Below are 21980 nucleotides of genomic sequence, written 5' to 3'. Positions count from 1 at the left end.
TCTACTGAACTGTAGACGATGGCGGAGTGAGGAACGTTCCCATGAAGGACGCGAGGGACGAGAGGCGGCCGGCCGGCGAGCTCGAGGCCGCCGTCATGGCCGCGCTGTGGGCCGCCGGGGCCCCGCTCACGCCGGGGCGGGTGCAGACCGAGCTCGGCTCCGGCCTGGCCCGGACGACGGTGACGACGATATTGACCCGTCTGCACGAGAAGGGCGTCGTGGACCGGGAGCGGCAGGGGCGCGGCTACGCCTACTTCCCCGTCCAGGACGCGCCCGGCCTGACCGCCCGGCGCATGCACACCGAACTCGACCGGGACACCGACCGGGAGACGGTTCTGGCCCGCTTCGTGGCCCAGCTCAGTCCCGGCGACGAGCAGCACCTGCGCCGGCTCCTGGAGGGTGACGAGCGATGACCGCTCTGCTGCTTCTCCCGCTGATCCTGCCCTTCCTCGCGCCGACGCTGGCCCGCCGGACCCTCGACCGACTGGCCCCCGACACCGCGCTGTGGGTCCTCACCGCCTCGGCCCTGGCGCTGGGTGGAGCCTGCGTGGCCGCCCTGGGGGCCCTCGTCCTGACCGGACTGCTCAAACTCCCCGCCTTCGCCGCCCTCGGTGAGCTCGTCCACCCCCTGCGGACCGCCTCGGACTACTTCGTCCTCCCCGCCGCCATGGCGGCCACCGGGGTGCTCACCCTCAGCGTCTGGACCCTCGCGCGCTCGGCCTTCCGGCAGACCCGCGCCTTCCGCACCGCCCGCACACAGGCCGACCGCCGCCCCGCCGCAGGTGACCTGTGCGTGATCGAATCGCCCGATCCGGACGCGTACGCGCTGCCCGGACGGCCCCACCGCATCGTCGTCACCACCGCCATGCTGCGCAGTCTGGGACCTGCCGAGCGTGAGGCCCTCTTCGCCCATGAGCGCGCCCACAACCGGGCCGGCCACCACTTCTTCCTGGCCGCCGCCGAACTCGCCGCCCACTGCCACCCCGCCCTGCGCGCCACCCGCGCCACCATCCGGTTCGCCGCCGAGCGGGCTGCCGACGAGGCCGCCGCGGAGGTCACCGGAGACCGGCGCCTGATCGCCACGGCCATCGCCCGCGCCGCCCTTGCCGGAAACGCCTCCGCCTCCAACCGCCCGGACTTCGCGCCGGCGGCGACGACCGGACCGGTGCCGCAACGCGTCGCCGCGCTTCTCGCACCGGCCCGGACGCGCCCGCGCACCACCCGGCGTACCGCCTTCCTTCTCGTGGCCTGCACGGTCCTGTCCGTCGCCGCAGGAGCGGCGGGCGTCGTCGACTTCCACCACCAGGTCGAGGTCGCCCAGGGCGAGGAGGCTCCCTGACCGGTTCGGCCCCGGCGGCCCCCGCCAGAAGGTCGACCGGCCCGCCGTGTGGTCACCCTCGGGCGAGGACCGGTTCCAGCAGCCGGAGCAGGTCGCCGGTGGCGTCGGCGGCGCCCAGCGCGGTGAGGGCGCCGACAGCCAGAACGGTCGCCGACAGCGGCCACAGCCGTGGCGGTGGGGCGGCCTGGAGGGCGGCGATACGGCGGGAGACCGCGCGATCGGTGAAGCCGAGTCCGTGCGGCGGCACCGGGCGGCCGGCCGTGAGCGCTGCCCGCGCGAGGGCGCGGGCGGTGGACGCACGGTCCCCGACCACTGCGGCCGCCTGTTCGTCGGCCCAGCGTTCCAGGAGGAAGGTGACCATGTGCCGGACCGGGGTGAGGAGCGGGCTGGCCGCGGCGGCCAGGGGCACGGCGGTGCTCAGCCGTGCGTGGCGGTGGGTCAGGTGCGCGCGTTCATGGGCCAGCAGGACGCGGCGTTCTTCGGCCGAGAGGGCGCCCAGCATGGTGTCGGTGGACACCGTACGCCGTACCACCGCGGCACACCGCGAGTGGGCCTCCGTCGCCGCCGGGCTGCACCGGCTGCGCGTTCGCCCGCCCTGTCCGGTCACGGGAGTGAACGACGTCCCGATCGCCTACTACGCGGGCTGTTCCTCCGCCGCGACCATCGGCCACGACGCCAACACCACGCCGGCCGGCATCCGGCGGACCGCCCGCCGCCTGCCCACTGCCACGCTCGTGGCACCGGGCGGCGGCCCGCCCGGCTACGCCAGCGCCTGGACCGAGCACCGGGTGGCCGGCCTGCGCGTGTACCAAGCACCCAGCCCGACCGCGGGAGGCCGGCAGTGAGCGCCACCGGCGTTCCGCTGTCCCGCGGCCTTGGCCGGCCCTGGCAGCTCGCCGTCACCGCAGCCGTGGTGGTGGCGGCCGTCTGGCTGCTCGCAGAACACCGGCACACGGTGGACGCCGGTGCCGACCGGCTTGCCGTCGCCGATCGAGCCTGGCTGCTGGCGGCCTGTGCGGCCGCTCTGGCGACCTGGGTGTGCGCGGCCGTCGCCCAGCAGGGAGCGGTGGCCGAACGGCTGCCCGCCGGGCGGCTGGTGGCGGCACAGTTCGCGGCGTGCGCGGCCAACCACGTGCTGCCTGCCGGGGTCGGCGCGAGCGCGGTCAACCTGCGGTTCCTCACCCGCTGCGGCCTGTCCACCGCCCGATCGGCGACCGCGCTCGCGGTCAAGGCAGCCGTCGGCGGGCTGGTCCGCTTCACGTTGGCCGTTGTACTGCTGCTGGCCTCGCCCCACACCCCGCGGCTTGCGCCGGCCATCCCGCGCGCCTGCGTCATGCTCTCCGCGGTCGGCTGCGTCGCCGTGGTCGCCGCAGCCGTGGCACTGAGCCGGACGGCGCGTCGTGGCGTGGGGCGCGCGGTCGGCCGGGTCGTGGCCGACGTGCGGGCGGTACACGTCCGGAGGGCCAGGGCATGCGCCCTGTGGGGCGGCTCGCTCGGCTTCGCCCTGCTGCACGCCGGCGTTCTCATCGCGGTTGTCCGGGCACTGGACGTGCCCGTGCCCGCCGCTCAGGTCCTGTTGGCGTACCTCGTTGCCAGCGGCGCCGCCGTACTGCTGCCCACTCCGGGCGGTCTGGGCTCGCTGGACGCCGCGCTCGTGCTGACACTCACCGCGACCGGGGTGCCGGGAGCCGCGGCCCTGTCTGCGGTCTTCGGTTACCGGCTGCTGACGGCCTGGCTGCCGCTGTTCCCCGGCCTGCTGGTGCTCGTGTTCTTGGCCCGCCGCTCCGTCCTGTGATCCCGGCCGGACACCGAGGGGGTCCGGCCAGGGGCGCAGGCCCTGCTGGCCCCGCCGCCGCGCCGCACCCTGTCCTTCGTGGTCGGCAGAGAGCTCAGAACGAGCCCAGTGCGCAGCGGCCGGACGCCTGCTTCCACCGGGGCGGAGCCGACGAACACGGTAAGCACCGCAGGTAGGGGTGCCGTTGACGAGCGGCGAACGAAGTGACATTGCTGGACCCCGGCGCTGTTCAGTCCCCGGCCCGTATCAGTCCGCTCTCGTAGGCGAAGATCACTGCGTGGATGCGGTCGCGGAGGTCGAGTTTGGTCAGGATGCGGCCGAGGTGGGTCTTGACGGTCGTCTCCCCGACGAAGAGGCGGTCGGCGATCTCGCCGTTGGCCAGTCCCCGGGCGACCAGGGCGAGGACTTCCCGTTCCCGGTCGGTGAGCGCGGCCAGGCGGCTGCGCTGGGCGGGCGCGGACGCGGGTGCTTGCAGGACGAAGCGTTCGACCAGGCGCCGGGTGAGCGAGGGTGCCACCATTACCTCGCCCCGCAGTACCGCGCGGACGGTGACCAGGATCTCCTCGGCGGGGGCGTCCTTGACGAGGAAGCCGTTCGCGCCGGCGCGCAGGGCGGCGTAGGCGTACTCGTCGAGGTCGAAGGTGGTGACGATGAGGATCCGGGGTCCATGGGGCTGCGCGCAGAGGTGTTCGGTCGCGGCGAGCCCGTCCAGGCCGGGCATGCGTACGTCCATCAGGACGAGGTCCGGCCCCAGGTCGGCCACACCCGCGATCGCCGCGTCGCCGTCGGCGGCCTCGCCCACCACGGTGAGGTCGGGCTGGCTGTCGACGACCATGCGCAGTCCCATCCGGATCAGCTCCTGGTCGTCGCAGATCAGCACCCGCGACGACGACGGGGCGGGGGTCGGGCCGGTCATGGGGTCGCCGTGGTGGGCTCGGGCTCAGTGGGGCGCAGGGAGACGGTGACCCGGTAGCCCCCGTCGGGTGTGGGTCCGGCGTCGACGTTCCCGCCGTACAGGGCGGTGCGTTCGCGCATGCCGGTGAGTCCGTGACCGTCGGCGAGCAGCCGGGCGGGGTGCTCCGGGACGGCTCGCTCTCCGGCTCCGGCCGAGTTCTCCACCCGGACGCGGACCAGCCGCCCCGGCCCCTCGGTACCGGTGTCGACCCCTACGTGGATCGTGGCGTTCGGCGGCGCGTGCTTGACGACGTTGGTGAGCGCCTCCTGCACGATGCGGTACGTCTGCACGGTGAGATCCGCCGGAAGGCCGCCCGGCTCTCCGCGAAGGTCCAGCCGGGCGCGCGTGCCGTTCGTGTTGAGGCGCCCGACCAGCCGCCGCAGATCGGCCGAGAGGGACTCGCCGGCCCCACCGTTGCCGGGTCCGGATCCGGGGCCGCCGGATGAGGCGTCCGCGTCGGGGGTGCGCAGTACCTCCAGCAGCCGGCGCAGCTCGTCCAGGGCCTCGCGGCCGGTCGCGCTGATGACGCCGAGGGTGCGGTCGACGACCGTGGGGTCGGCGTGCCGCATCATCCTGCCGCCCTCGGCGTTCAGCACCATCACGCTCACGCTGTGCGCGAGGACGTCGTGGATCTCGCGGGCGATGCGCGCCCGCTCCTCGGCGACGGCCACCCGGGCCAGGGCGACGCGCTCCGACTCGGTGAGCGCGGCCCGCCGCTCGAACTCGGCGACGTAGGCGCGCCGGGCGCGGACGTACTCGCCGAACACCCAGGCCCCGGCCAGCAGGAGCCCCACGGCGAGCGGGGTGAGCCAGGCACCGCGGGCACCCGGGCCCCCGTAGTCCCGCTGCCAGGCGGGAATCCACAGCAGTACGCAGCCCGCGGCACAGAGCACCGTCGCCGCGGCGGCCCGGCGCAGGCCGCGTACCGTGAGGGTGGCCAGGACCGCGGCCAGGGCGACGGCGCCGCGTCCCGGTTCCTGTCCCCACACCTGTCCGAGGTACTGCGCCCAGAACGCGGCCGTCACCAGGGCCGCGACGAGCAGCGGCCGACGGCGCCGCCACAGCAGGGGCAGCACCAGGGCGGCGTACACGACCGCCTGTACCCAGACGGGCCGCCAGCCTGGCTGCGGGCGGATCACCGGGGGCACGGCAACCAGCACGACCAGCAACAGGTCCGTCAGCCACGGATGTCCGCGCCGCAGGCGGGTCAGGGTCTCGATCAGCCGTTGCACCGCCTCACGCTACGGCCGGGGCCCGCTCCCCGGCATCGTCCTGGCGGGCGTCACGGGGTCCTCCCGCAGTCGTACGGACACCGGCCGGGGATACGACGTGCGGCCACCCGGGGTGCTTCCAGCATGGCCGCCATGTCGATCACCACCGAGTTCCTCAGACGGCCCCTCATGACCGGTGCCGTGGCGGCCAGTTCACGGCGGCTGGCGTATGCGATGACCGAGGGCATCGACCTGGAGCGGGCGCGGCTCGTCGCCGAACTCGGTCCGGGGACCGGGGTGTTCACCAACGCGATCCTCGCCCGGCTCGCTCCCGGCGCACGGCTTGTCGCCGTCGAGCTCAACCCGGTGCTCGCCGCCCGGCTTTCGGCCACCCGGCGCGACACACGGCTGACCGTGGTGCAGGGCTCGGCCGCCGGGCTGGCCGCCGTGGTGGGGAAACCGGTCGACGCGGTGGTCTCGGGGCTGCCGTGGACGGTCATGCCGCGGGAGAGGCGCGGGCACATCCTGGATGCCGTGACCGAAGTCCTCGCGCCCGGCGGCCGGTTCACCACCTTCGCCTACCTGCACGCGGCCCGGACTCCGCCCGCCCGCCACTTCACCGCCGAACTGGCCCGCCGTTTCGACCGGTTGGAACGCTCGGAGACGGTGTGGTCGAATCTGCCGCCCGCTTTCGTGCACCGGGCCACCCGGAGGCCATGACCGCGACCTGGAAGGTCCAGATAAATCTCCCTACGGCGAGGTGCGACTGAACATGGACAGCTGCATCCAGCTCGCCACCCCCGACACCGAGCCGGAACCGGAGCCGGCCGCAGCCTGAACACCGGCACACACCACCTCGGCCCCGTCGCCACGTCCCGGCGACGGGGCCGTGACGACACCGCAGGTAGGCGTGTAGTACCGCGGTACTACACGCCCGCCGCGGTTCAGCCTCCCGGTACCACCGGATTCGGGTGATCCGGCACCTAGCGTTGCCGGTGAGGCGTCTTACGTGACCGGACGCCGGAGCCCGACAGGGAGAACGCGAATGATCGACGCACGGCGGTTGACCAAGAGGTATGGCGAGAAGACGGCTGTCGACGGGCTGGACTTCGTCGTGAAGCCGGGCACGGTGACCGGCTTTCTGGGGCCCAACGGCGCGGGCAAGTCCACGACCATGCGCATGATCGTCGGTCTCGACGCCCCGACCTGCGGCTCCGTCACCGTGAACGGCCACCACTACGCCCGCCACCGGGCTCCGCTGCAGGAGGTCGGCGCCCTTTTGGAGGCCAAGTCGATCCACCCGGGCCGCTCGGCGTACAACCACCTCAGGGCCCTGGCGCTGACCCACGGCATCCCCGGCAGCCGGGTCGACGAGGTCATCGAGCTCGCCGGACTGGGCAGCGTCGCGAAGAAGCGGGCCGGCGCCTTCTCCCTCGGCATGGGCCAGCGGCTGGGCATCGCGGCGGCCCTGCTGGGCGATCCGCAGACGGTGATGCTGGACGAGCCGGTCAACGGGCTGGACCCGGAGGGCGTGCTCTGGATCCGCAACCTGCTGAAGGGGCTCGCCGACGAGGGCCGGACGGTGTTCGTGTCCTCCCACCTCATGAGCGAGATGGCTCTGGTGGCCGACCACCTGATCATCGTGGGGCGCGGGCGGCTGCTGGCCGACACGACCGTGGCGGACCTGATCCGCGAGGCGGGCGGCGACACGGTGAAGGTGGTGACCCAGGACCCGGCGCGACTGCGGGACGTGCTGGCCGGTCCGGGCGTCGACGTCACCGGCCGGATCGGCTCCGAGGAGCTGCAGGTGACCGGGCTGACCGCCCGCGAGATCGGGCTGAAGGCAGCCGAGCACGGGATCGCACTGTTCGAACTGAGCGCGCGGACCGTGTCACTGGAGGAGGCGTTCATGGACCTGACCAGGGATGCCGTGGAGTACCACGGCACCACGACCGGGATCGACACCCTCGGGAGGCCCGCATGAGCACCCTCACCGCAACCGAAGAGGAACCCAGGACCGCGCCCGCCCGCCCCGCCTACCGGGTGACCGGCCGGCGCGTGCTCGCCTCCGAGTGGGCCAAGCTGTGGTCCCTGCGCTCGACCTGGATCACCCTGGGACTCGGCCTGCTGTTCCTGGTGGCCTTCGGCCTGATCTCCGCGAGCCGCTACAAGTCGGGGATCGACTCCGGCCACATGGACCGGGACTTCGCCGATTCGACGGCCGTCAGCCTGTCCCTCTTCGGTACGAACTTCGCCCAGCTGGCCCTGGGCGTGCTCGGCGTGCTGGTCACGGCGGGCGAGTACTCGACCGGCATGATCCGTTCCACTCTCGCGGCGGTGCCCCGCCGGCTGCCCGTGCTGTGGTCCAAGGCGGCTGTGTTCGGGCTGGTCGCCTTGGTCGTGGGGACGGTGGGCGGGTTCGTCGCCTTCCTGTTCGGGAGCGGGATCGTCTCGGGCACGCCCGCGGCGATGAGCCTCTCGCACGCTGGTGTACTGCGGAGCCTGCTGGGCGCCGGGCTCTACCTCGGCCTGGTCGGCGTGATCGGCGCCGCCCTGGGCGCGCTGCTGCGGTCGGTGGCCGGCGGGATCTCGGTACTGGTCGCCGCCCTGATGCTGATCCCGGGACTGATCTCCCTGCTGCCGAGTTCCTGGCGGGACGACATCAGCCCCTACCTGCCGTCCAACGCGGGGGAGTCGATGTTCGCGCTGACCCACGACTCCACGGCCCTGTCGCCGGGCGCCGGACTGCTGGTCTTCCTGTGCTGGACGGTGCTGGCGCTGGGCGGCGCGGCGTACCGGCTCGCGCGCAGCGACGTCTGACGCCTGCACCATGGACAGGTGACGTCCGTGACCACCGATGACATCAGCGGGATGGGACCGCTGGTCGCCCGGCTGTCCCGGGGCGGCCAGCGGTTGCGGCAGGCCGACCGGACACATCCGTGGGTGCTGGACACCGTGGTCGTGGCTCTGGTCTTCCTGATGTTCTGCCTGCCCGACCTGCTGCGCGGCGGTGTGGACGACGGCGACGGGCCGCCCCGCTTCCGGCTCGCCTTCACCGAGCTGCCCCTCGCGGGAATGCTGGCACTGCAGGCAGGACTCGTACTGCCCCTGCTGTGGCGGCGACGCAGGCCCATGGCGGCCTTCGGGGTCATCGCCGCGGTGTTCGTCCTCCAGTGGTCCCTGGACGCGGCGCTGCGCGCGGACGTCGCCCTCTTCGTCGCCCTGTACAGCCTGGCCCTGCATGGGCGGCTGCGGCAGCTGCCGCTGGCCGGTGCGGTCATGGCGGGCGCCATGGCGCTGGTCGCCGTCCGCGCGTCCTCGGCCGTGTCCGTCTGGGACGCGCTGTTCTTCCTGCTGAGCACGGCGACAGCGGCCCTCGCGCTCGGCCTGATGGTGCGCATCCGCCGGGCCCAGCTCGCCGGGCTGCGGGAGCGGGCGGCCCGGCTGGAGATCGAGCGCGACCAGCGCAGCAGACTGGCCACGGCCACCGAACGCACCCGGGTCGCCCGCGAGATGCACGACATCGTCGGCCACAACCTCTCCGTCATTATCACGCTCGCCGACGCCGGCGCCTACGCCACGGACGTCGCTCCCGAACGGGGCAAGGAGGCCCTGCGGCTCATCGGCGACACCGGCAGGCAGGCCCTCGGCGAGCTGCGGCGCGTGCTCGGCGTGCTGCGCGAGGCCGGGGACGGTCCGGCAGGCGGGCCCGAGCTAAGCCCGCAGCCCGGCATCGCGGACGTCGGCGCACTGTGCGCCACCGTGCGCGCCGCCGGACTGGAGGTCGTCTACCGGACCTCCGGCGACGTCGAGGCTTTGGACAGCGGGGTCCAGCTGACGGTGTACCGCATCGTCCAGGAAGCCCTCACCAACACCATGAAGCACGCCGCCGACGACGCCCGGGTGCACCTGGCGGTCGCCGTGACGGGCGCCCGGCTGAGCATCCGGGTCCAGGACACCGGCCCAGCCGCGCCGTCCGGACCGCCGAACGAGGAAGGACACGGCCTGGTGGGCATGCGGGAGAGAGCGGCTCTGTACGGCGGAACGGTCAGCGCGGGGCCGACGGGCGGCGGAGGATGGACCGTCGAAGCCGTCCTCGACCTCACGCCCCGGGGCGGTGACCAGTGACCACCGTGCTCATCGTGGACGACCAGCCGCTGCAGCGCTACGGCTTTCACCTGCTCCTGGACTCCGTCCCCGAGACCGATGTCGTCGGGGAGGCCGCCCACGGCGCCGAAGCGGTCCGCAAGGCCGCCGAACTGCGCCCGGACGTCGTCCTGATGGACGTCCGCATGCCCGGCATGGACGGCATCGAGGCCACCCGCCGCATCGTCGCCGCCGGCGGCCGCTCGCGCGTCCTCGTGCTCACGACGTTCGACCTCGACGAGTACGTCCATGCCGCGATTCGGGCCGGCGCCAGCGGCTTCCTCCTGAAGGACGCGCGCCCCGAGGAGCTCCTCGCCGGGATCCGCGCCGTCGCCTCGGGCGACGCCGTGATCGCCCCGGCCCTCACCCGCCGCCTCCTGGACGAGTTCGCCCAGTACGTCCCCGCCCACCGGGGCGACTCAACCGAGGACCCGAGGCTCGGCTCCCTCACCGACCGCGAACGGGAGATCCTCGTCGCCGTCGGCAAGGGCTGGACCAACGGCGAGATCGCCGCCCGGTTCGTCCTGTCCGAGTCCACCGTCAAGACCCACGTCGGCCGCGTCCTGGCCAAGATCGGCGCCCGTGACCGCATCCAGGCGGTGATCTTCGCCTACGACCACGGCCTCGCCCGGCCCAGCGCGGACTGAATTTACGAGCGGCGGCGGGGAAGGACGTGCTCACGGCCGGGCCGTCCGGGTGACAGTCACCCGGACGGCCCCGGCCATGAGCGGTGCGGGCTCAGCCGTTCGGTCCGGCCGGGGTCGTGGTGGTCTTGAAGCCCTCGGTCCTGCTGGCCCGGGTGGCGAAGTCATCGGTGAACGTCCGCGGCCGATATCGTCGTTCGCGATGTCGGCCGCGCCGTGTGGGTTGATCCAGTGCATCGCGGCGACCAGCGCGTCGACGACCTTATGCACCGTGTGCTGGTGCGCGTTCGCGAGGAAGCGGCTCTGGCCGAGCGTGCCGCCGAAGATCGGTGACGGCGGCCCCGAGGGCGCGAGAGAGCGGTTCTGTACGGGGCCGCCGTCGGCGGTCGGCCAGGCAGGCACGGCATGGGGCCGTTGCGGCGGCGCCCGTCAGGGTTCGAGGCGGTAGCCGTGCCCGCGCAGGGTGGTGATGCGGGGCAGGCTGCCGGGGCGGACCGAGGCGTCGGCGGCCTGCGCGAGGCGTCGGCGCAGGCCGGCCATGGTGACGTCGAGGGTCTTGGTCGAGCCGAACCAGTTCTCGTCCCAGACCTCGGCCATCAGGGTCTCCCGGGAGACGGCCTCCCCCGCGTGCCGGGCCAGGACGGCGAGCAGGTCGAACTCCTTGGGACGCAGGTCGATGTCCGCGTCGAGCAGTGTGCAGCGTCGCGCTACGACGTCGAGGACGAGGTCGGCCAGCCGGACCGGTTCCTGCGGTGGTGTGGCGACGACCCGGCGGCGCAGATGGGCGCGGAGCCGGGCGAGCAGCACGGTCAGGCTGAACGGCTTGACGAGGTAGTCGTCGGCCCCCGCGTCCAGCCCGGCGATGACGTCGATGTCGTCGGTGCGGGCCGTCAGGATGACGATCAGCAGGTCCGGGTGCTGGGCGCGCACGGCGCGCGCGACGTCCAGGCCGTCCATGTCGGGCAGTCCCAGGTCGAGCAGCAGCACGTCGTACGGGGTGCGCGCGGCCTCGGTCAGGGCTGTGGAACCGGTCCGGCACCAGATCGGCGCGTAGCCGTTGCCGCGCAGGCCGGTCTCCAGGTGGCGGCCGATGGTGTCGTCGTCCTCGACGACGAGGACCCGGTGACGGGTGGGGGCGGCGGTCGCGTGCGTACCCATGCTGGACAGACTAGGAGCGGGCAGTGCGTGCGGCCCGCCCGCTCCCGGCCGCTCACAGGTCACGCAGCTCCTCCACGGCGGGCCGGCCGGCGCTGCGGATGCCGTTCAGGGCGGCCGCCAGTACGGCGACGACGGCCGCGCCGGCGGTCAGGGCCAGGTAGCCGCCCGGCACCGCCAGGCTCGCGGGTGGCGGGTCGAAGACGCCGGTCAGGACCTTCACGAGCATCTCGGACAGGGCCCAGCCGATGAGGGCGCCCCCTGCCAGGCCGCCGGTGGCCAGCAGCAGGGCCTCGGTGAGGACCATGCCGCGCAGTTGGCCGTTCTTCGCTCCGAGGACGGTGGCCACGGCGAAGGTACGGCGGCGCTCGGCGAGGCCCAGGGCGAGGACGAGCCCTCCCGCCCCGGCGGCCAGCAGCACCGCGAAGGCCAGCTCGATCCGGGTGAGCCCGGCCAGGTCGACGGAGGTCAGGCTGGTGCCGACCGTGCCGCGTGTCTGCGTCAGGTCGGTGACCGTGGCGCCGGTGCCCAGCTGTTTGCGCAGATGCGCGGCGATCTGCTGCTGGTGGCTGCCGCCCGTGTCGAGCAGGAAGGCGCCCATCGCGTCACTGCCGGTCGCCTTCGCCACGTAGGCGGCGTTGGCGACGAAGAAGCTGTCCTTCGGCGCCGTCGGGAACTCCTTGACGATCCCCGCGTAGTGGAAGGGCACGGTGCGCAGCGCCTTCGTACGGGCGTCCTGGATCCGGAGGTTGACGGTGTCGCCAGGGGAGAGCTGGAAGTCGTGCACGGTCTCCGCGCTGACCAGCAGGTTGTCGGGGCGCTGGGCGAGCAGGCGCATCAGTTGACCTGCCGTGCCGCCCGAGAAGTAGGCGTCCTGGAGCGAGGTCGCCTTCGCGACGGTGGCGGGTCGGACGCCGTAGAGGTCCTGGAGGTCGGAGCCGACGTAGGCGTAGCGGTGCTGGAGGGGCTCGACGTGCCGGACGCCCGAGACCTTCAGCGTGTCCGCCACGCTCGGCGGGACCTGGGCGCCGGGCGGTTCGGTGACGGTGACGTCCGCGCCGTTGGTGAGACGGGCGTCGACCTCGGACTGCTGCCGGTAGGTGGAGTTGAAGACGGCCGTGGAGATCGCGAACGACACGGCGAGGGCGAGCAGCACCACCGAACGGGCCAGCGGGCGCCGACGGCGGGACAGCACGGCCGCCGTGGTCGTGGCGAGGGTCGCGGTCAGCGGTCGGGCGAGGCGGGCCAGCGCCGGGCGGCCGCGGGCGAGGGCCAGCAGGGTCAGCCGCCACAGCAGCAGGGCCGCGCCCAGCCACAGCAACGCGGGGCCGAGGAACGCCCAGTAGGAGACGGAGACGCTGGGCACGCCCTCCGGGGCGAGGACCAGGGCGTACTGGTTGCCGGAGGAGGCGCGGAAGACCAGCCAGGAGCCGATCAGCAGCGCGAAGTCCAGGCCGTACCGCAGCCACCAGGGCGAACGCGACCCGCGCGGCTCCCGCCCGGTGTCGGTGACGGTCACCGTGCGCAGATCGCGAACTGCGGGCACGAGCACGGCCGCGGCGGCCACGGCCACGCCGAGAACGAAGGCGACGGCGTACCAGAGAGCCCAGGTGCCCGCGCTCGCCCCGAAGGAGGTGGCGCCGAAGGCGAGGCGGCCGGTCAGCGCGGCGAGCCCGAGACCCGCGAGGCCGCCGACGACGCCGACCAGCGCGGCCTCCAGGCCCGCGAGCGCGGTGATCTGGCGGGGCCGCAGCCCGCGCAGCCGCAGCAGACCCTGCTCCCTGCGGCGCCGTTCGCCGCCGGCCGAGGCGACCGCCACGGTCAGCGCGGCGGCCAGGACGGCGCCCGGGACGCCGAGGAAGAGGAAGAGGATCTGGGCGTAGAGGGCGTCCTGACGTGCGGAGTCGAGGGCCGCGCCGAGGTTGTCGCCGACGAGCGCGGTGCCGGCCGACTTCGCCTCCAGGTGGTGTGCGGTGCCGGTGACCGAGGTGAAGGCGGCTGCCGGGTCGGCCGGCAGTCGCGCGTCGCGGGCCACGTGGATCTGGGTCGTGACGTCGGTGGCTCCCCGGGTGAGGGAGGCGAACCGGGCGGCGGGCAGGAGGACGACGTTGTCCGGGGGAGCGGTCGGCTGGGACTGCGGGGGCGCGCCGACCTTCTGGAACAGCGAGTCGGCCTGGGGCAGATCGACCACGCCGTCCACCCGAACCTGCCGCAGCCCGGCGCCGGGCAGCCGTACGCCGATGGTGTCGCCGGGGGCGGCGTGCAGGTTGGAGGCGGTCTGCTGGGCGAGCAGGACGCCGTTGCCGGAGCCGGAGAGCGTGCGCAGTTCGTCGGGGAAGCGGCTGCGGTAGTCGGCCGGCAGGCCGAGCGCGACGCCGGGGCCGGTGGTCTGGGTGCTGCCTCCCACGGTGGCGGTGAAGCCGGTGGTGCGGGCGAAGCCGACGGGCAGTGCGGCCCGGGTGCCGGCAGTGGCCTGCACCAGCGACCGGACGGCGTTCGGGTCCGCGCCCGGCTGCACCTCCACCTGCCAGTCCACGGCGACCGAGCGGACCGCCCGCTGGGTCATGGTCGCCTTGGACGCGGTGAGGAATGAGCCGAGCGCGGCGACCAGGGCGACGGCGAGGGCGATACCGGCGACGGCGGCCAGGAGCCGTCCGATGCGGTGACGGGCCAGTCCGCCCGCCCAGGCGGTGATCACGACAAGCTCCCTCGTCGGTCCGGAGCGTCCGCCGCTTCGGGTGCGAGCAGCCGCCCGTCGCGCATGCTCCGGCGTACGGTGAGCCGGGCCGCGACGGCGGGGTCGTGGGTGGTGACGACGAGTGCCGCGCCCGTCCGGTCGGCCGCCGCCAGCAGGGCGTCCAGGATGCGGGCGCCGGTGGCGTGGTCGAGGCGGCCGGTGGGCTCGTCCGCGAGGATGAGCCGCGGCGCCTGGGCCAGCACGCGGGCCACGGCCACCCGCTGGGCCTGGCCGCCGGAGATCTCGTCGGGCAGCCGGTCGGCCAGCCCGGTCGCGCCGACCACGTCGAGCGCCTCGGCGACCGGACGGCGGGTCTCCTCCTGCGGGCGTCCCGCGAGGACGAGCGGCAGCGCGGTGTTCTCCGTGACGTCGAGGGCGGGGATGAGGCTGTCGGCCTGGAAGACCAGGCCGATGTCCCGCGGCCCGTGGAGTCCGGGCCGGGTGATCGTGCCGCTGGTGGGGCGTTCGAGCCCGGCCAGCAGATGGAGCAGGGACGACTTCCCCGACCCGGACGGTCCCACGATCGCCAGCCGGTCGCCGGTGCGGACGTCCAGATCGGCGCCGTGCACCGCCACCACGGCGGTGGGGCCCCGGCCGAAGGTGAGCGCGACGCCCCGGCAGGAGACGAGCAGGTCAGCGGAGGACATGGCTGCTCTCCTTCGCCTGAGTAGTTCCCTCGTGCCCCTCCTGGGCCCGCCCGTCGTCCAGCGTGATCACTCGGTCGGCGCCCCGCACCGCTTCCGCGCTGTGCGTCACGATCAGCACCGCGCAACCGTCCGCCGCCCGGTCCCGCAGCATCCGCAGCACCAACTCCTCGGTTGCGCCGTCGAGTTCGCCGGTCGGCTCGTCGGCCAGCAGTACGGCCGGGGAGTTGGCCAGCGCGACGGCGAGCCCGGCGCGCGCCAGCTCACCGCCGGACAGTTGCCGCGACAGCGCGCCCGACCGCCGCCCGAGCCCCACCTGCTCCAGCAGCGCCCCGGCCCGCACGGCGGGGCGGCCGCGCACCGCATGCTGGGCGAGTCGGACGTTGTCGCGCACGGTCAGATGCGGGAGCAGGTTGCGGGACTGCACGAGCACCCCCACATGGCGCGCGCGCAGCCGGGCGCGTTCGGTCTCGGGCCGGTGGCTGATGCGTACGCCCGCCACCCGGACCTCGCCGCCCGACGGCTCGTCGAGACCGGCCAGACACGCCAGCAGGGTCGACTTGCCCGCCCCCGACGGGCCGACGACGGCGACCGTCTCCCCCCGCCGCACCTGCAGCGACACCCCGCGCAACGCGAGCGTCTCCTCCTCACCGGCCCGGTAGAAGCGGTACAGCTCCCGGGCGGCCAGCACCACGTCGTCGTCCGACGGTGCGGCGGGCATCGCCCTCACCGCCACGCGAACGAGTTGCTGACGGTCCGCCACGGATCGACGTTGTCGGCGTTGACCGGGCCGGACAGCGTCAGGTCCACCTCATGGCCCTGCCGGTAGAAGGCGTACCGCTCGAACGCGTCCCGCACCACCTTGCCGGTGACCGGGTCCTTGGCCGAGTCGCCCTGGTAGGTGAGAAGGACGACGGGGCCCGCGGAACGGTCGACCTGCGAGACCTTCGATGACGCGAACTTCGCCACCTGCCGGCCCAGTTGCGGGACGACGGTGTTCTTGACCGTGGTGACGGTCGGGGCGGTGGAGGCGCCGGCCGTAGCGATGGTGACGCTGTTCAGTTTGTCCGTGAAGACGGTCGTACCGCCCTTGTCGGTGCGGGCCCAGCCCTCCGGCACCTTCACCGTGAACCCGGTGAAGCCGCCGGTGGGCCGATAGGCCACGAACACCTGGTTGTCGGGGATGTCCCCGGGCGGGTTCGACTCGGTGGGGGCCGGGGTCGCCTGTGCCGGGGCCGTCGAACCCGAGCCGGAATGCGCCCCGGACGACGATCCGGAGCACCCTGCGATCACCGCGGCGATCACCGTCACCGCGACGACGCCCGCGGAATTACGTACGTACGACATGCCTACCGCCCTCCCGAGGAACTGCCGAGGAGCTGCCTTCCGCTCATGCCACCGACGCTAGGAAGCCGTCGGTTAACACCCCGCCCACCGACGGTTAGACGACGGCAAAAGCGCGTGGCGGACCGCCCCCGGGCCGGTCGGGGGACCGCAGGATGGGGGCATGAGACAGCGCGTGGTGCGAGTCGCCCTCACCGCCGCCCTGGTCGCCGTCGTCCTCCTCGCCGTCCCGCTGGCCCTGGCGATCAGGTCGTCCCTGTACGCCGACCAGCGCGACACCCTGGAACGGGCGGCGCTGTCCGGGGCCGTACGCGTCAGTCCGGACTACGCGACAGGCGACCCCGTGGAACTGCCGGCGGCGCCGGCCGACGGCCGCCTCGGTCTGTACGACCCAGCGCTGCGCCTGCGGGCCGGCACCGGCCCCCGCACCGGCGACACGGCGGTGCGACGGGCGCTCGCCGCGGAGGCGGTGCGCGGCCGGTCGCGAGGTGACCTGGTAGTCGCGGTGCCCGTGTCGCATGCCGAGCACGTGATCGGCGTCGTACGGGCCTCCTCGCCCGCGGCCGCCGTACGCGACCGTGTCCTGGTCGCCTGGGCGGTCCTCGCCGGGGTCTGTGCCCTCGCGCTGACGGTGGCCGTCCTCGTCGCGCGCAGGCAGGCGCGGGTGCTGGCCGCGCCGCTGGAGGACCTCTCCCGGCACTGCCGGGCCGTCACCGCCGGCGACCTGAGCGCCCGGGCCGCGCCCAGCAGCGTCGCCGAGATCGACCAGGTCGCCCGCACCCACAACGAGATGCTGCACAGCCTCACCGAACTCCTGCGCCACGAGCGCGACTTCACCGCCAACGCCTCCCACCAGCTACGCACCCCGCTCACCGGGCTTCAGCTGACGCTGGAGGCGGGGCTCGCCCAGGACGACGCCCGGACTCGGCCCGCCCTGGAGGAGGCCCTGGAGACCACGCGTCGCCTGCACCGCACGGTGGACGAAGTGCTGCGCCTGTCCCGCTCCGAGGGCCTGCCGCGTCGGCCCGCACCGGACACGTCCGTGCCTCGGCTGCTGCGGGAAACCGAGGAGCGCTGGCACGGGCTGCTCGCCCGCGACGGCAGGCGCCTGGAGTACGGGACTCTCGACGTGCCGGACGACATCCGTGTCCCCGGCGCCTCCGTCACCGAGATCCTCGGCGTCCTGCTGGAGAACGCGCGCGTCCACGGGCGCGGCACCGTACGCCTCACAGCCCGCGACCTCGGGGAGGCCGTCGCCTTCGATGTCACCGACGAAGGCGCCGTGGACGGCGAGGCGTCCCGGCTGTTCGACCGCGGCCGCACCGGCGCAGGGGAGGGCTCCGGCATCGGCCTGGCCCTCGCCCGCGACCTGGCCGTGTCCCTGGGCGGCAGACTCTCCCTGACCGGCCGCCGTCCAGCCGCCTTCACCCTGCTCGTCCCCGTACGCCGGAAGGAGCCCGACTCCGACGGCGGCGACTGAGGGCCGTTCAGGCGCCTGCCGCGGAGGGCGCCGGTCGCAGCCGGGTGACGATCCGGTTCGCGGCGGTCTTCTGCAACAGCCCGTAGGCGAGGACCGGCAGCAGCAGGTGCGGTTTGTCGGGCAGGGACGCGGTGATCAGCACCGCGCTCGCGCTGCTGTTGTTCATGCCGCAGGCGAGCGTCAGCGACGAGGCGGTGCCCGCCTCCAGCCGTAGGACATGGGCGGCGACGCGGCCGAGGACGAAGGAGAGCAGGCAGACCAGGGCGGCCACGGCCAGAGCAGCGGCGAACAGCAGCGGACGTGGCCGGGTCAGGACGGATCCCAGGGCGCCGCTGGCGTTGACGTAGGTCAGGACCAGCGAACCGGCCATGGCCGACGGGGCCACCGTGGTGACCAGGCGGCCCAGCCGTCGCGCGGGCAGGACGAGTGTGCCCAGCAGGCCCGCCGCGCAGGGAAGGACCACGGCGGTGAGGGCGAATCCGCCCTGGGCCAGACGGCCGGTGTCGGCGAGGGTGTGCGCGTAGCCGCCGCTGAGCAGCGGCGACAGCGTCGCCAGCAGCACGGGGGTGGTGAGCGGGCTGAGGAAGGTCGAGGCCAGGACGAGGCCCACCATCGTCGGCTGATCTCCCTCGCCCTTGTCGGTCCACACGGTAGCCCCGGCGGCGACGGGCATCGCCACGACAAGGATCATCGCGGTGAGCAGTCCGCTGCCGCCGTCGGTGTCGGGAGTGCGCCGCAGGAGGAGGGCGACGAACGGCACGACCGCCAGCGGGATCGCCAGGTGCAGCACGAGGCCGGCGAGCAGGGCCTTCGGATGCCGCAGCAGGCCACCCAGCGCGCGGACGGGGACCTGGAGCCCGGCCGAGAACAGCACCAGGGACAGCAGAATCGGTGCGGTGTGCAGCGTCAGGTGCGTCGGCGGCAAGGGATGGGGGCGGCGCAGCCACACGCCGGGTGCGGGCAGGATCAGGGCGAGGGCGTAGGAGAGGACGACGGCGCGGCCGAGCCGGTGCCGCAGCCAGGACGCGGCGCGGGTGTGCATGGCCCCATCGTGATCAGGCCGGACCCGGCGGGCCGGGAAAGCCGCGCGGCAGTCAGGATGCGTTCAGGTAACCGCTGGCAACGTCCTGCCCATGACCTACGAACTCTCCGAGACTCCCGAGGCCGAACCGGGCACGAGTGCCCCTGCTCGCCCCTCCCACCGTCTGCGCTGGAACAAGGTCCCCGAGGTCACCGCCTACTTCTGGATCATCAAGGTGCTGTGCACCACGGTCGGCGAGACCGCGGCCGACCTGCTCAACGAGAAGGCCGGCCTGGGCCTGACCGGCGTGTCGGTCCTGATGAGCGCGCTGCTCGCGGTCGTCCTGGTCGTCCAGTTCCGTACCACCGCCTACCGCGCGGGCGTGTACTGGCTCGCCGTCGCCCTCATCAGCGTCGTCGGCACGCTGATCAGCGACAACCTCACCGACAACATGGGCGTCCCGCTGGAGGCGAGCACCGCGGTGTTCGCGCTCCTCCTCGCGGTCGTCTTCGTCGTCTGGTACCGGCGGGAACGGACTCTTTCCATCCACAGCATCGACACCACCAGCCGCGAGGCGTACTACTGGCTGGCCGTACTGTTCACCTTCGCCCTCGGCACGGCCGCAGGGGACCTCGTCTCCGAGCGCATGGACCTCGGCTACTGGCTCTCGGCGGTCCTGTTCGCCCTGGCCATCGCCGCCGTGGCGGTCGCGCACTTCGCGCTGGGCCTGGACGCGGTGTGGAGCTTCTGGATCGCCTACATCCTCACCCGCCCGCTCGGCGCCTCGATCGGCGACTACCTGTCCCAGCCGACCGGAGACGGCGGCCTCGGGTTCGGCACCGTCGTCACGAGCGGGCTCTTCCTGGCGGTCATCCTCGGTCTGGTGGTGTACCTGGCGGTGACCCGCAAGGACGTCGCGGACCCCGCGCGCGTGACACGGCAGACAGCCTGAACGGCTGGGAAGGCGTTCAGGAAGCGTTCAGGTGATCACCGACAAGGTCGGACACCACGGCCGGCCCGCGCGGTCGGACCGTGTGTCGCAGGGCGCCCGTCCCCCTCGCGGAGACGGGCGCCCTCTCACACCCCCCACGAACAGGAGTGTCCGACCATGGAGAATCCCGAAGTCCTCACCGACTTAGACGTTGCCGCCGGGCAGCAACGGTCCGCGACCACGGCCGGGTCGGTGATGAAGAAGCTGCCCGAGGTCACCCTCGCCTTCTGGATCATGAAGATCGCGGCGACGACCCTGGGCGAGACGGCCGGCGACCTCTTCGCACAGACCCTGAAGCTCGGCTACTTCCTCACCACGATCGCCCTGTTCCTGCTCTTCGTGGTGACCCTGGTCGTCCAGTTGCGCTCCCGCCGCTACAACCCGTTCTTCTACTGGACGGTCATCCTGTCGACCAGCATGGCCGGCACCACGATGTCCGACTTCATGAACCGCGACGCCAGCACCAAGTACCTCGCGAGCGGCGCTGCTTCGCTGGGCTGGGGACCGCAGGGCCTCGGTCTCGGATACCCGACGGGCGCGGCCGTCCTGATCTCGATCCTGGTCGTCATCTTCGCCGTCTGGAAGCTGACCGGGATGACGTTCGTCATCCGCGACATCGTCACCTTCCGCGGGGAGGCGCTGTTCTGGTCGGCGATCCTCGTCTCCAACACCCTCGGCACCTCGATGGGCGACTTCCTCTCCGACAGCTCGGGCCTCGGCTACGCCGGCGGGGCGGCGCTGGTGACCGGTGTCCTGCTGGTGCTGGTGGCCCTGATGAGGGCGCCCGTCGTCCCGAACGTGCTGCTGTTCTGGATCGCCTTCGTGCTGACCCGCCCGCTCGGCGCGACGGCCGGCGACTTCCTGACCAAGCCGGTCGCGAAGGGCGGTCTCGATCTCGGTACGGCGGGTTCGTCGGCCGTGCTGTTGGCCGTACTGGTCGGTCTGACGGGTTACGCCCACGCTCAGGAGCGCCGCGGTGTCGCCCCGTCCGCAGCCCTGCCTCCGGAGACGGGCTAGTACGACCGGGCCACCGCGCGGGCCGACTGAGCGCGAACGGCGCCACGCTCGTCGGGTGGGCGCGGGAGAGCGTCTTGCGTCCGCCTCCGCACCTGACTGCTCCAGGGTGTCGAGAGAGGATGTGCCTGCCGGATTCGCCCGGTGAAGAGGAGAGCGCCCTCAGGAGGTGGTCCGGTGTTCAGAAGGCGATGTTCAGCCTGCCGGGCACGCGACGCCCTGAGGAGGAATCCGTGAAGCCCGCCCGCGCCACGTCCGTCACGCCCGAACCATCGGACGGGCCTGCCCGGGGGCTCTCGGCGTGGCGGTTCGTGGTGGTGTTCGGGGGCGTCAGCCTGCTGATGGACTTCGTCTACGAGGGCGCTCGCTCCGTCACCGGCCCACTGCTCGCCCACCTGGGCGCCTCCGCGGCCATGGTCGGCGTGGTCACCGGGGCGGGAGAGGCCGCCGCGCTCGGACTGCGTCTGGCGTCGGGTCCGCTGGCCGACCGCAGTCGCCGCTTCTGGGCCTGGACCATCGCCGGATACGTGCTGACCGCGGCCACCGTCCCGGTGCTCGGTCTGACCGGCGTGCTGTGGGTGGCCTGCACCCTGGTGATCGCGGAACGCGTCGGCAAGGCCGTGCGCTCTCCGGCCAAGGACACGCTGCTTTCGTACGCCACCGCCGCCACCGGACGGGGCCGCGGCTTCGCGGTGCACGAGGCGATGGACCAGGTCGGCGCTCTGGTCGGCCCGCTCACGGTGGCCGGGGTCCTCGCCCTCACCGGCGACGACTACGCCCCGGCGCTCGGGGTGCTCGCGCTGCCCGGCGTGGCCGCCGTCGCGCTGCTGCTCTGGTTGCGTGCCAGGGTTCCCGATCCGGTGGGCTACGAGACGACCGTCGGCGCGGCTGCGCCCGAGCAGCCGGACTCCACCGAGGAGCCGGGCCCTGTCGGATCCCGGGAGGGGAGGCTGCCGCGGGCTTTCTGGGCCTACGCGGTCTTCACCGCCGCGACCCTGACCGGTTTCGCCACCTTCGGTGTGCTCTCCTACCACCTGGTCGTCCGCCACTTGATGCCGACCGCGATGGTGCCGGTGCTGTACGCGGCGGCCATGGCCGCGGACGCGGTGGCGGCGCTGGTCACGGGATGGCTGTACGACCGGTTCGGCGCCGAGGTCCTGGTCGTCCTGCCGCTGCTGTCCGCCGCCGTTCCGGCCTTGGCCTTCACCGACACGGTGGGGGTCGCCGTGGCGGGTGCGCTGGTGTGGGGCGCCGCGGTCGGCGTTCAGGAGTCCACGCTGCGTGCCACCGTCGCCGACCTCGTACCACCTGGCCACCGGGCCACCGCGTACGGCGTCTTCGCCGGGATCATGGGAGCGGCCGCGCTGGCCGGCGGCGCCTTGGCCGGGGTTCTGTACGACATCTCCGTCCCCCTTCTGATCGTCGTCGTCATCGGTATCCAGGCTGCCGCGCTGGTTCTGCTGTGGGTCACCCGGTTTGTGCGGTCCACGCCCGCCCACTGAGT

General features: G+C 73.3%; 22 protein-coding genes. 13 read left to right on the top strand and 9 right to left on the bottom strand.

Going from position 1 to position 21980, the window contains the following annotated elements:
• Positions 1 to 41: 41 nt before the first annotated feature.
• Positions 42 to 413, top strand: a complete 372-nt coding sequence (locus ABZ464_RS05435; protein WP_359271271.1) for a BlaI/MecI/CopY family transcriptional regulator — start codon at positions 42 to 44, stop codon at positions 411 to 413.
• The gene (locus ABZ464_RS05430; protein WP_359271268.1) at positions 410 to 1339 is read left to right on the top strand and encodes a M48 family metalloprotease; all 930 of its coding nucleotides are present in this window, start codon (positions 410 to 412) and stop codon (positions 1337 to 1339) included. The genes ABZ464_RS05435 and ABZ464_RS05430 overlap by 4 nt, the downstream gene beginning before the upstream one ends.
• A 52-nt stretch (positions 1340 to 1391) precedes the next feature.
• On the opposite strand, the gene ABZ464_RS05425 is transcribed toward ABZ464_RS05430, so the two are convergent.
• A complete protein-coding gene (locus ABZ464_RS05425; RefSeq protein WP_359271266.1) occupies positions 1392 to 1856 on the bottom strand; it encodes a M48 family metalloprotease in 465 nt (154 codons plus the stop codon).
• On the opposite strand from ABZ464_RS05425, the gene ABZ464_RS05420 reads away from it, so the two are divergent.
• On the top strand, positions 1849 to 2184 hold the full coding sequence (locus tag ABZ464_RS05420; protein ID WP_359271263.1) for a hypothetical protein: 336 nt from the start codon (positions 1849 to 1851) through the stop codon (positions 2182 to 2184). The genes ABZ464_RS05425 and ABZ464_RS05420 overlap by 8 nt on opposite strands.
• Complete coding sequence (locus tag ABZ464_RS05415; protein WP_359271260.1) at positions 2181 to 3134, top strand: lysylphosphatidylglycerol synthase domain-containing protein; 954 nt, start codon at positions 2181 to 2183, stop codon at positions 3132 to 3134. The genes ABZ464_RS05420 and ABZ464_RS05415 overlap by 4 nt, the downstream gene beginning before the upstream one ends.
• A 229-nt stretch (positions 3135 to 3363) precedes the next feature.
• Here the strand turns inward: ABZ464_RS05415 and ABZ464_RS05410 are convergent, their stop codons facing one another.
• Positions 3364 to 4050 carry a response regulator transcription factor gene (locus tag ABZ464_RS05410; RefSeq protein WP_359271257.1) on the bottom strand — a complete coding sequence of 229 codons (687 nt, stop codon included), beginning with the start codon at positions 4048 to 4050 and terminating at the stop codon, positions 3364 to 3366.
• Complete coding sequence (locus tag ABZ464_RS05405; protein WP_359271255.1) at positions 4047 to 5321, bottom strand: histidine kinase; 1275 nt, start codon at positions 5319 to 5321, stop codon at positions 4047 to 4049. The genes ABZ464_RS05410 and ABZ464_RS05405 overlap by 4 nt, the downstream gene beginning before the upstream one ends.
• Positions 5322 to 5453: 132 nt before the next feature.
• Here ABZ464_RS05405 and ABZ464_RS05400 point away from each other — a divergent pair, with 132 nt between their 5' ends.
• The 5 genes from ABZ464_RS05400 to ABZ464_RS05380 all read left to right on the top strand — a co-directional run bounded on the left by ABZ464_RS05400 (position 5454) and on the right by ABZ464_RS05380 (position 10093).
• Positions 5454 to 6020, top strand: coding sequence for a methyltransferase domain-containing protein (locus tag ABZ464_RS05400; RefSeq protein ID WP_359271252.1), 567 nt, complete (start codon positions 5454 to 5456; stop codon positions 6018 to 6020).
• Between the two features lie 325 nt (positions 6021 to 6345).
• On the top strand, positions 6346 to 7284 hold the full coding sequence (locus ABZ464_RS05395) for an ATP-binding cassette domain-containing protein (RefSeq protein WP_359271249.1): 939 nt from the start codon (positions 6346 to 6348) through the stop codon (positions 7282 to 7284).
• Positions 7281 to 8120: an ABC transporter permease gene (locus tag ABZ464_RS05390; RefSeq protein WP_359271246.1), complete on the top strand. Its 840-nt coding sequence runs from the start codon at positions 7281 to 7283 to the stop codon at positions 8118 to 8120. The genes ABZ464_RS05395 and ABZ464_RS05390 overlap by 4 nt, the downstream gene beginning before the upstream one ends.
• A gap of 27 nt (positions 8121 to 8147) precedes the next feature.
• A complete protein-coding gene (locus ABZ464_RS05385) occupies positions 8148 to 9428 on the top strand; it encodes a sensor histidine kinase (RefSeq protein WP_359271245.1) in 1281 nt (426 codons plus the stop codon).
• Positions 9425 to 10093: a response regulator transcription factor gene (locus tag ABZ464_RS05380; RefSeq protein WP_359271242.1), complete on the top strand. Its 669-nt coding sequence runs from the start codon at positions 9425 to 9427 to the stop codon at positions 10091 to 10093. Before ABZ464_RS05385 ends, ABZ464_RS05380 begins: the two co-directional genes overlap by 4 nt.
• Before the next feature lie 426 nt (positions 10094 to 10519).
• Here ABZ464_RS05380 and ABZ464_RS05375 read toward each other — a convergent pair whose 3' ends face one another.
• The 5 genes from ABZ464_RS05375 to ABZ464_RS05355 are packed head-to-tail and all read right to left on the bottom strand — an operon-like array spanning position 10520 to position 15973.
• A complete protein-coding gene (locus tag ABZ464_RS05375; protein WP_359271239.1) occupies positions 10520 to 11248 on the bottom strand; it encodes a response regulator transcription factor in 729 nt (242 codons plus the stop codon).
• Positions 11249 to 11300: 52 nt separating this feature from the next.
• Positions 11301 to 13943 (bottom strand): ABC transporter permease, encoded by a 2643-nt coding sequence (locus ABZ464_RS05370; protein ID WP_359271237.1) that lies wholly within the window; start codon positions 13941 to 13943, stop codon positions 11301 to 11303.
• On the bottom strand, positions 13940 to 14629 hold the full coding sequence (locus tag ABZ464_RS05365) for an ATP-binding cassette domain-containing protein (protein ID WP_359271234.1): 690 nt from the start codon (positions 14627 to 14629) through the stop codon (positions 13940 to 13942). Before ABZ464_RS05365 ends, ABZ464_RS05370 begins: the two co-directional genes overlap by 4 nt.
• Positions 14616 to 15347 carry an ABC transporter ATP-binding protein gene (locus ABZ464_RS05360; RefSeq protein ID WP_359271231.1) on the bottom strand — a complete coding sequence of 244 codons (732 nt, stop codon included), beginning with the start codon at positions 15345 to 15347 and terminating at the stop codon, positions 14616 to 14618. Before ABZ464_RS05360 ends, ABZ464_RS05365 begins: the two co-directional genes overlap by 14 nt.
• Positions 15348 to 15352: 5 nt before the next feature.
• Positions 15353 to 15973 carry a hypothetical protein gene (locus tag ABZ464_RS05355; RefSeq protein ID WP_359271228.1) on the bottom strand — a complete coding sequence of 207 codons (621 nt, stop codon included), beginning with the start codon at positions 15971 to 15973 and terminating at the stop codon, positions 15353 to 15355.
• A gap of 160 nt (positions 15974 to 16133) precedes the next feature.
• Between ABZ464_RS05355 and ABZ464_RS05350 the strand changes: the two genes are divergently transcribed.
• Complete coding sequence (locus ABZ464_RS05350) at positions 16134 to 17450, top strand: HAMP domain-containing sensor histidine kinase (protein ID WP_359271226.1); 1317 nt, start codon at positions 16134 to 16136, stop codon at positions 17448 to 17450.
• Positions 17451 to 17457: 7 nt separating this feature from the next.
• On the opposite strand, the gene ABZ464_RS05345 is transcribed toward ABZ464_RS05350, so the two are convergent.
• Positions 17458 to 18492 carry a sodium-dependent transporter gene (locus ABZ464_RS05345; protein WP_359271223.1) on the bottom strand — a complete coding sequence of 345 codons (1035 nt, stop codon included), beginning with the start codon at positions 18490 to 18492 and terminating at the stop codon, positions 17458 to 17460.
• Between the two features lie 91 nt (positions 18493 to 18583).
• Between ABZ464_RS05345 and ABZ464_RS05340 the strand changes: the two genes are divergently transcribed.
• From ABZ464_RS05340 to ABZ464_RS05330, 3 genes are all read left to right on the top strand, one after another.
• Entirely contained in the window at positions 18584 to 19423 is an 840-nt protein-coding gene (locus tag ABZ464_RS05340) for a hypothetical protein (protein WP_359271220.1), read from the top strand.
• 156 nt (positions 19424 to 19579) lie between these two features.
• Positions 19580 to 20479 (top strand): hypothetical protein, encoded by a 900-nt coding sequence (locus ABZ464_RS05335; protein ID WP_359271217.1) that lies wholly within the window; start codon positions 19580 to 19582, stop codon positions 20477 to 20479.
• 230 nt (positions 20480 to 20709) lie between these two features.
• The gene (locus tag ABZ464_RS05330; RefSeq protein ID WP_359271214.1) at positions 20710 to 21978 is read left to right on the top strand and encodes an MFS transporter; all 1269 of its coding nucleotides are present in this window, start codon (positions 20710 to 20712) and stop codon (positions 21976 to 21978) included.
• The last annotated feature ends 2 nt before the right edge of the window (positions 21979 to 21980 follow it).

The organism is Streptomyces sp. NPDC005820, from assembly GCF_040630255.1.
Taxonomy (GTDB): domain Bacteria; phylum Actinomycetota; class Actinomycetes; order Streptomycetales; family Streptomycetaceae; genus Streptomyces.
The sequence above is the reverse complement of the archived record's forward strand: the minus strand, read 5'-3'. Positions and strand labels throughout refer to the sequence as shown.

Bases quoted from the DNA above. Each gene is read 5' to 3' on its own strand.
- ABZ464_RS05435 (WP_359271271.1), top strand. From the start codon at position 42: ATGAAGGACGCGAGGGACGAGAGGCGGCCGGCCGGCGAGCTCGAGGCC.
- ABZ464_RS05430 (WP_359271268.1), top strand. From the start codon at position 410: ATGACCGCTCTGCTGCTTCTCCCGCTGATCCTGCCCTTCCTCGCGCCG.
- ABZ464_RS05410 (WP_359271257.1), bottom strand. From the start codon at position 4,050: ATGACCGGCCCGACCCCCGCCCCGTCGTCGTCGCGGGTGCTGATCTGC.
- ABZ464_RS05400 (WP_359271252.1), top strand. From the start codon at position 5,454: ATGTCGATCACCACCGAGTTCCTCAGACGGCCCCTCATGACCGGTGCC.
- ABZ464_RS05395 (WP_359271249.1), top strand. From the start codon at position 6,346: ATGATCGACGCACGGCGGTTGACCAAGAGGTATGGCGAGAAGACGGCT.
- ABZ464_RS05390 (WP_359271246.1), top strand. From the start codon at position 7,281: ATGAGCACCCTCACCGCAACCGAAGAGGAACCCAGGACCGCGCCCGCC.
- ABZ464_RS05375 (WP_359271239.1), bottom strand. From the start codon at position 11,248: ATGGGTACGCACGCGACCGCCGCCCCCACCCGTCACCGGGTCCTCGTC.
- ABZ464_RS05365 (WP_359271234.1), bottom strand. From the start codon at position 14,629: ATGTCCTCCGCTGACCTGCTCGTCTCCTGCCGGGGCGTCGCGCTCACC.
- ABZ464_RS05360 (WP_359271231.1), bottom strand. From the start codon at position 15,347: ATGCCCGCCGCACCGTCGGACGACGACGTGGTGCTGGCCGCCCGGGAG.
- ABZ464_RS05355 (WP_359271228.1), bottom strand. From the start codon at position 15,973: ATGTCGTACGTACGTAATTCCGCGGGCGTCGTCGCGGTGACGGTGATC.
- ABZ464_RS05350 (WP_359271226.1), top strand. From the start codon at position 16,134: ATGAGACAGCGCGTGGTGCGAGTCGCCCTCACCGCCGCCCTGGTCGCC.
- ABZ464_RS05345 (WP_359271223.1), bottom strand. From the start codon at position 18,492: ATGCACACCCGCGCCGCGTCCTGGCTGCGGCACCGGCTCGGCCGCGCC.
- ABZ464_RS05340 (WP_359271220.1), top strand. From the start codon at position 18,584: ATGACCTACGAACTCTCCGAGACTCCCGAGGCCGAACCGGGCACGAGT.
- ABZ464_RS05335 (WP_359271217.1), top strand. From the start codon at position 19,580: ATGGAGAATCCCGAAGTCCTCACCGACTTAGACGTTGCCGCCGGGCAG.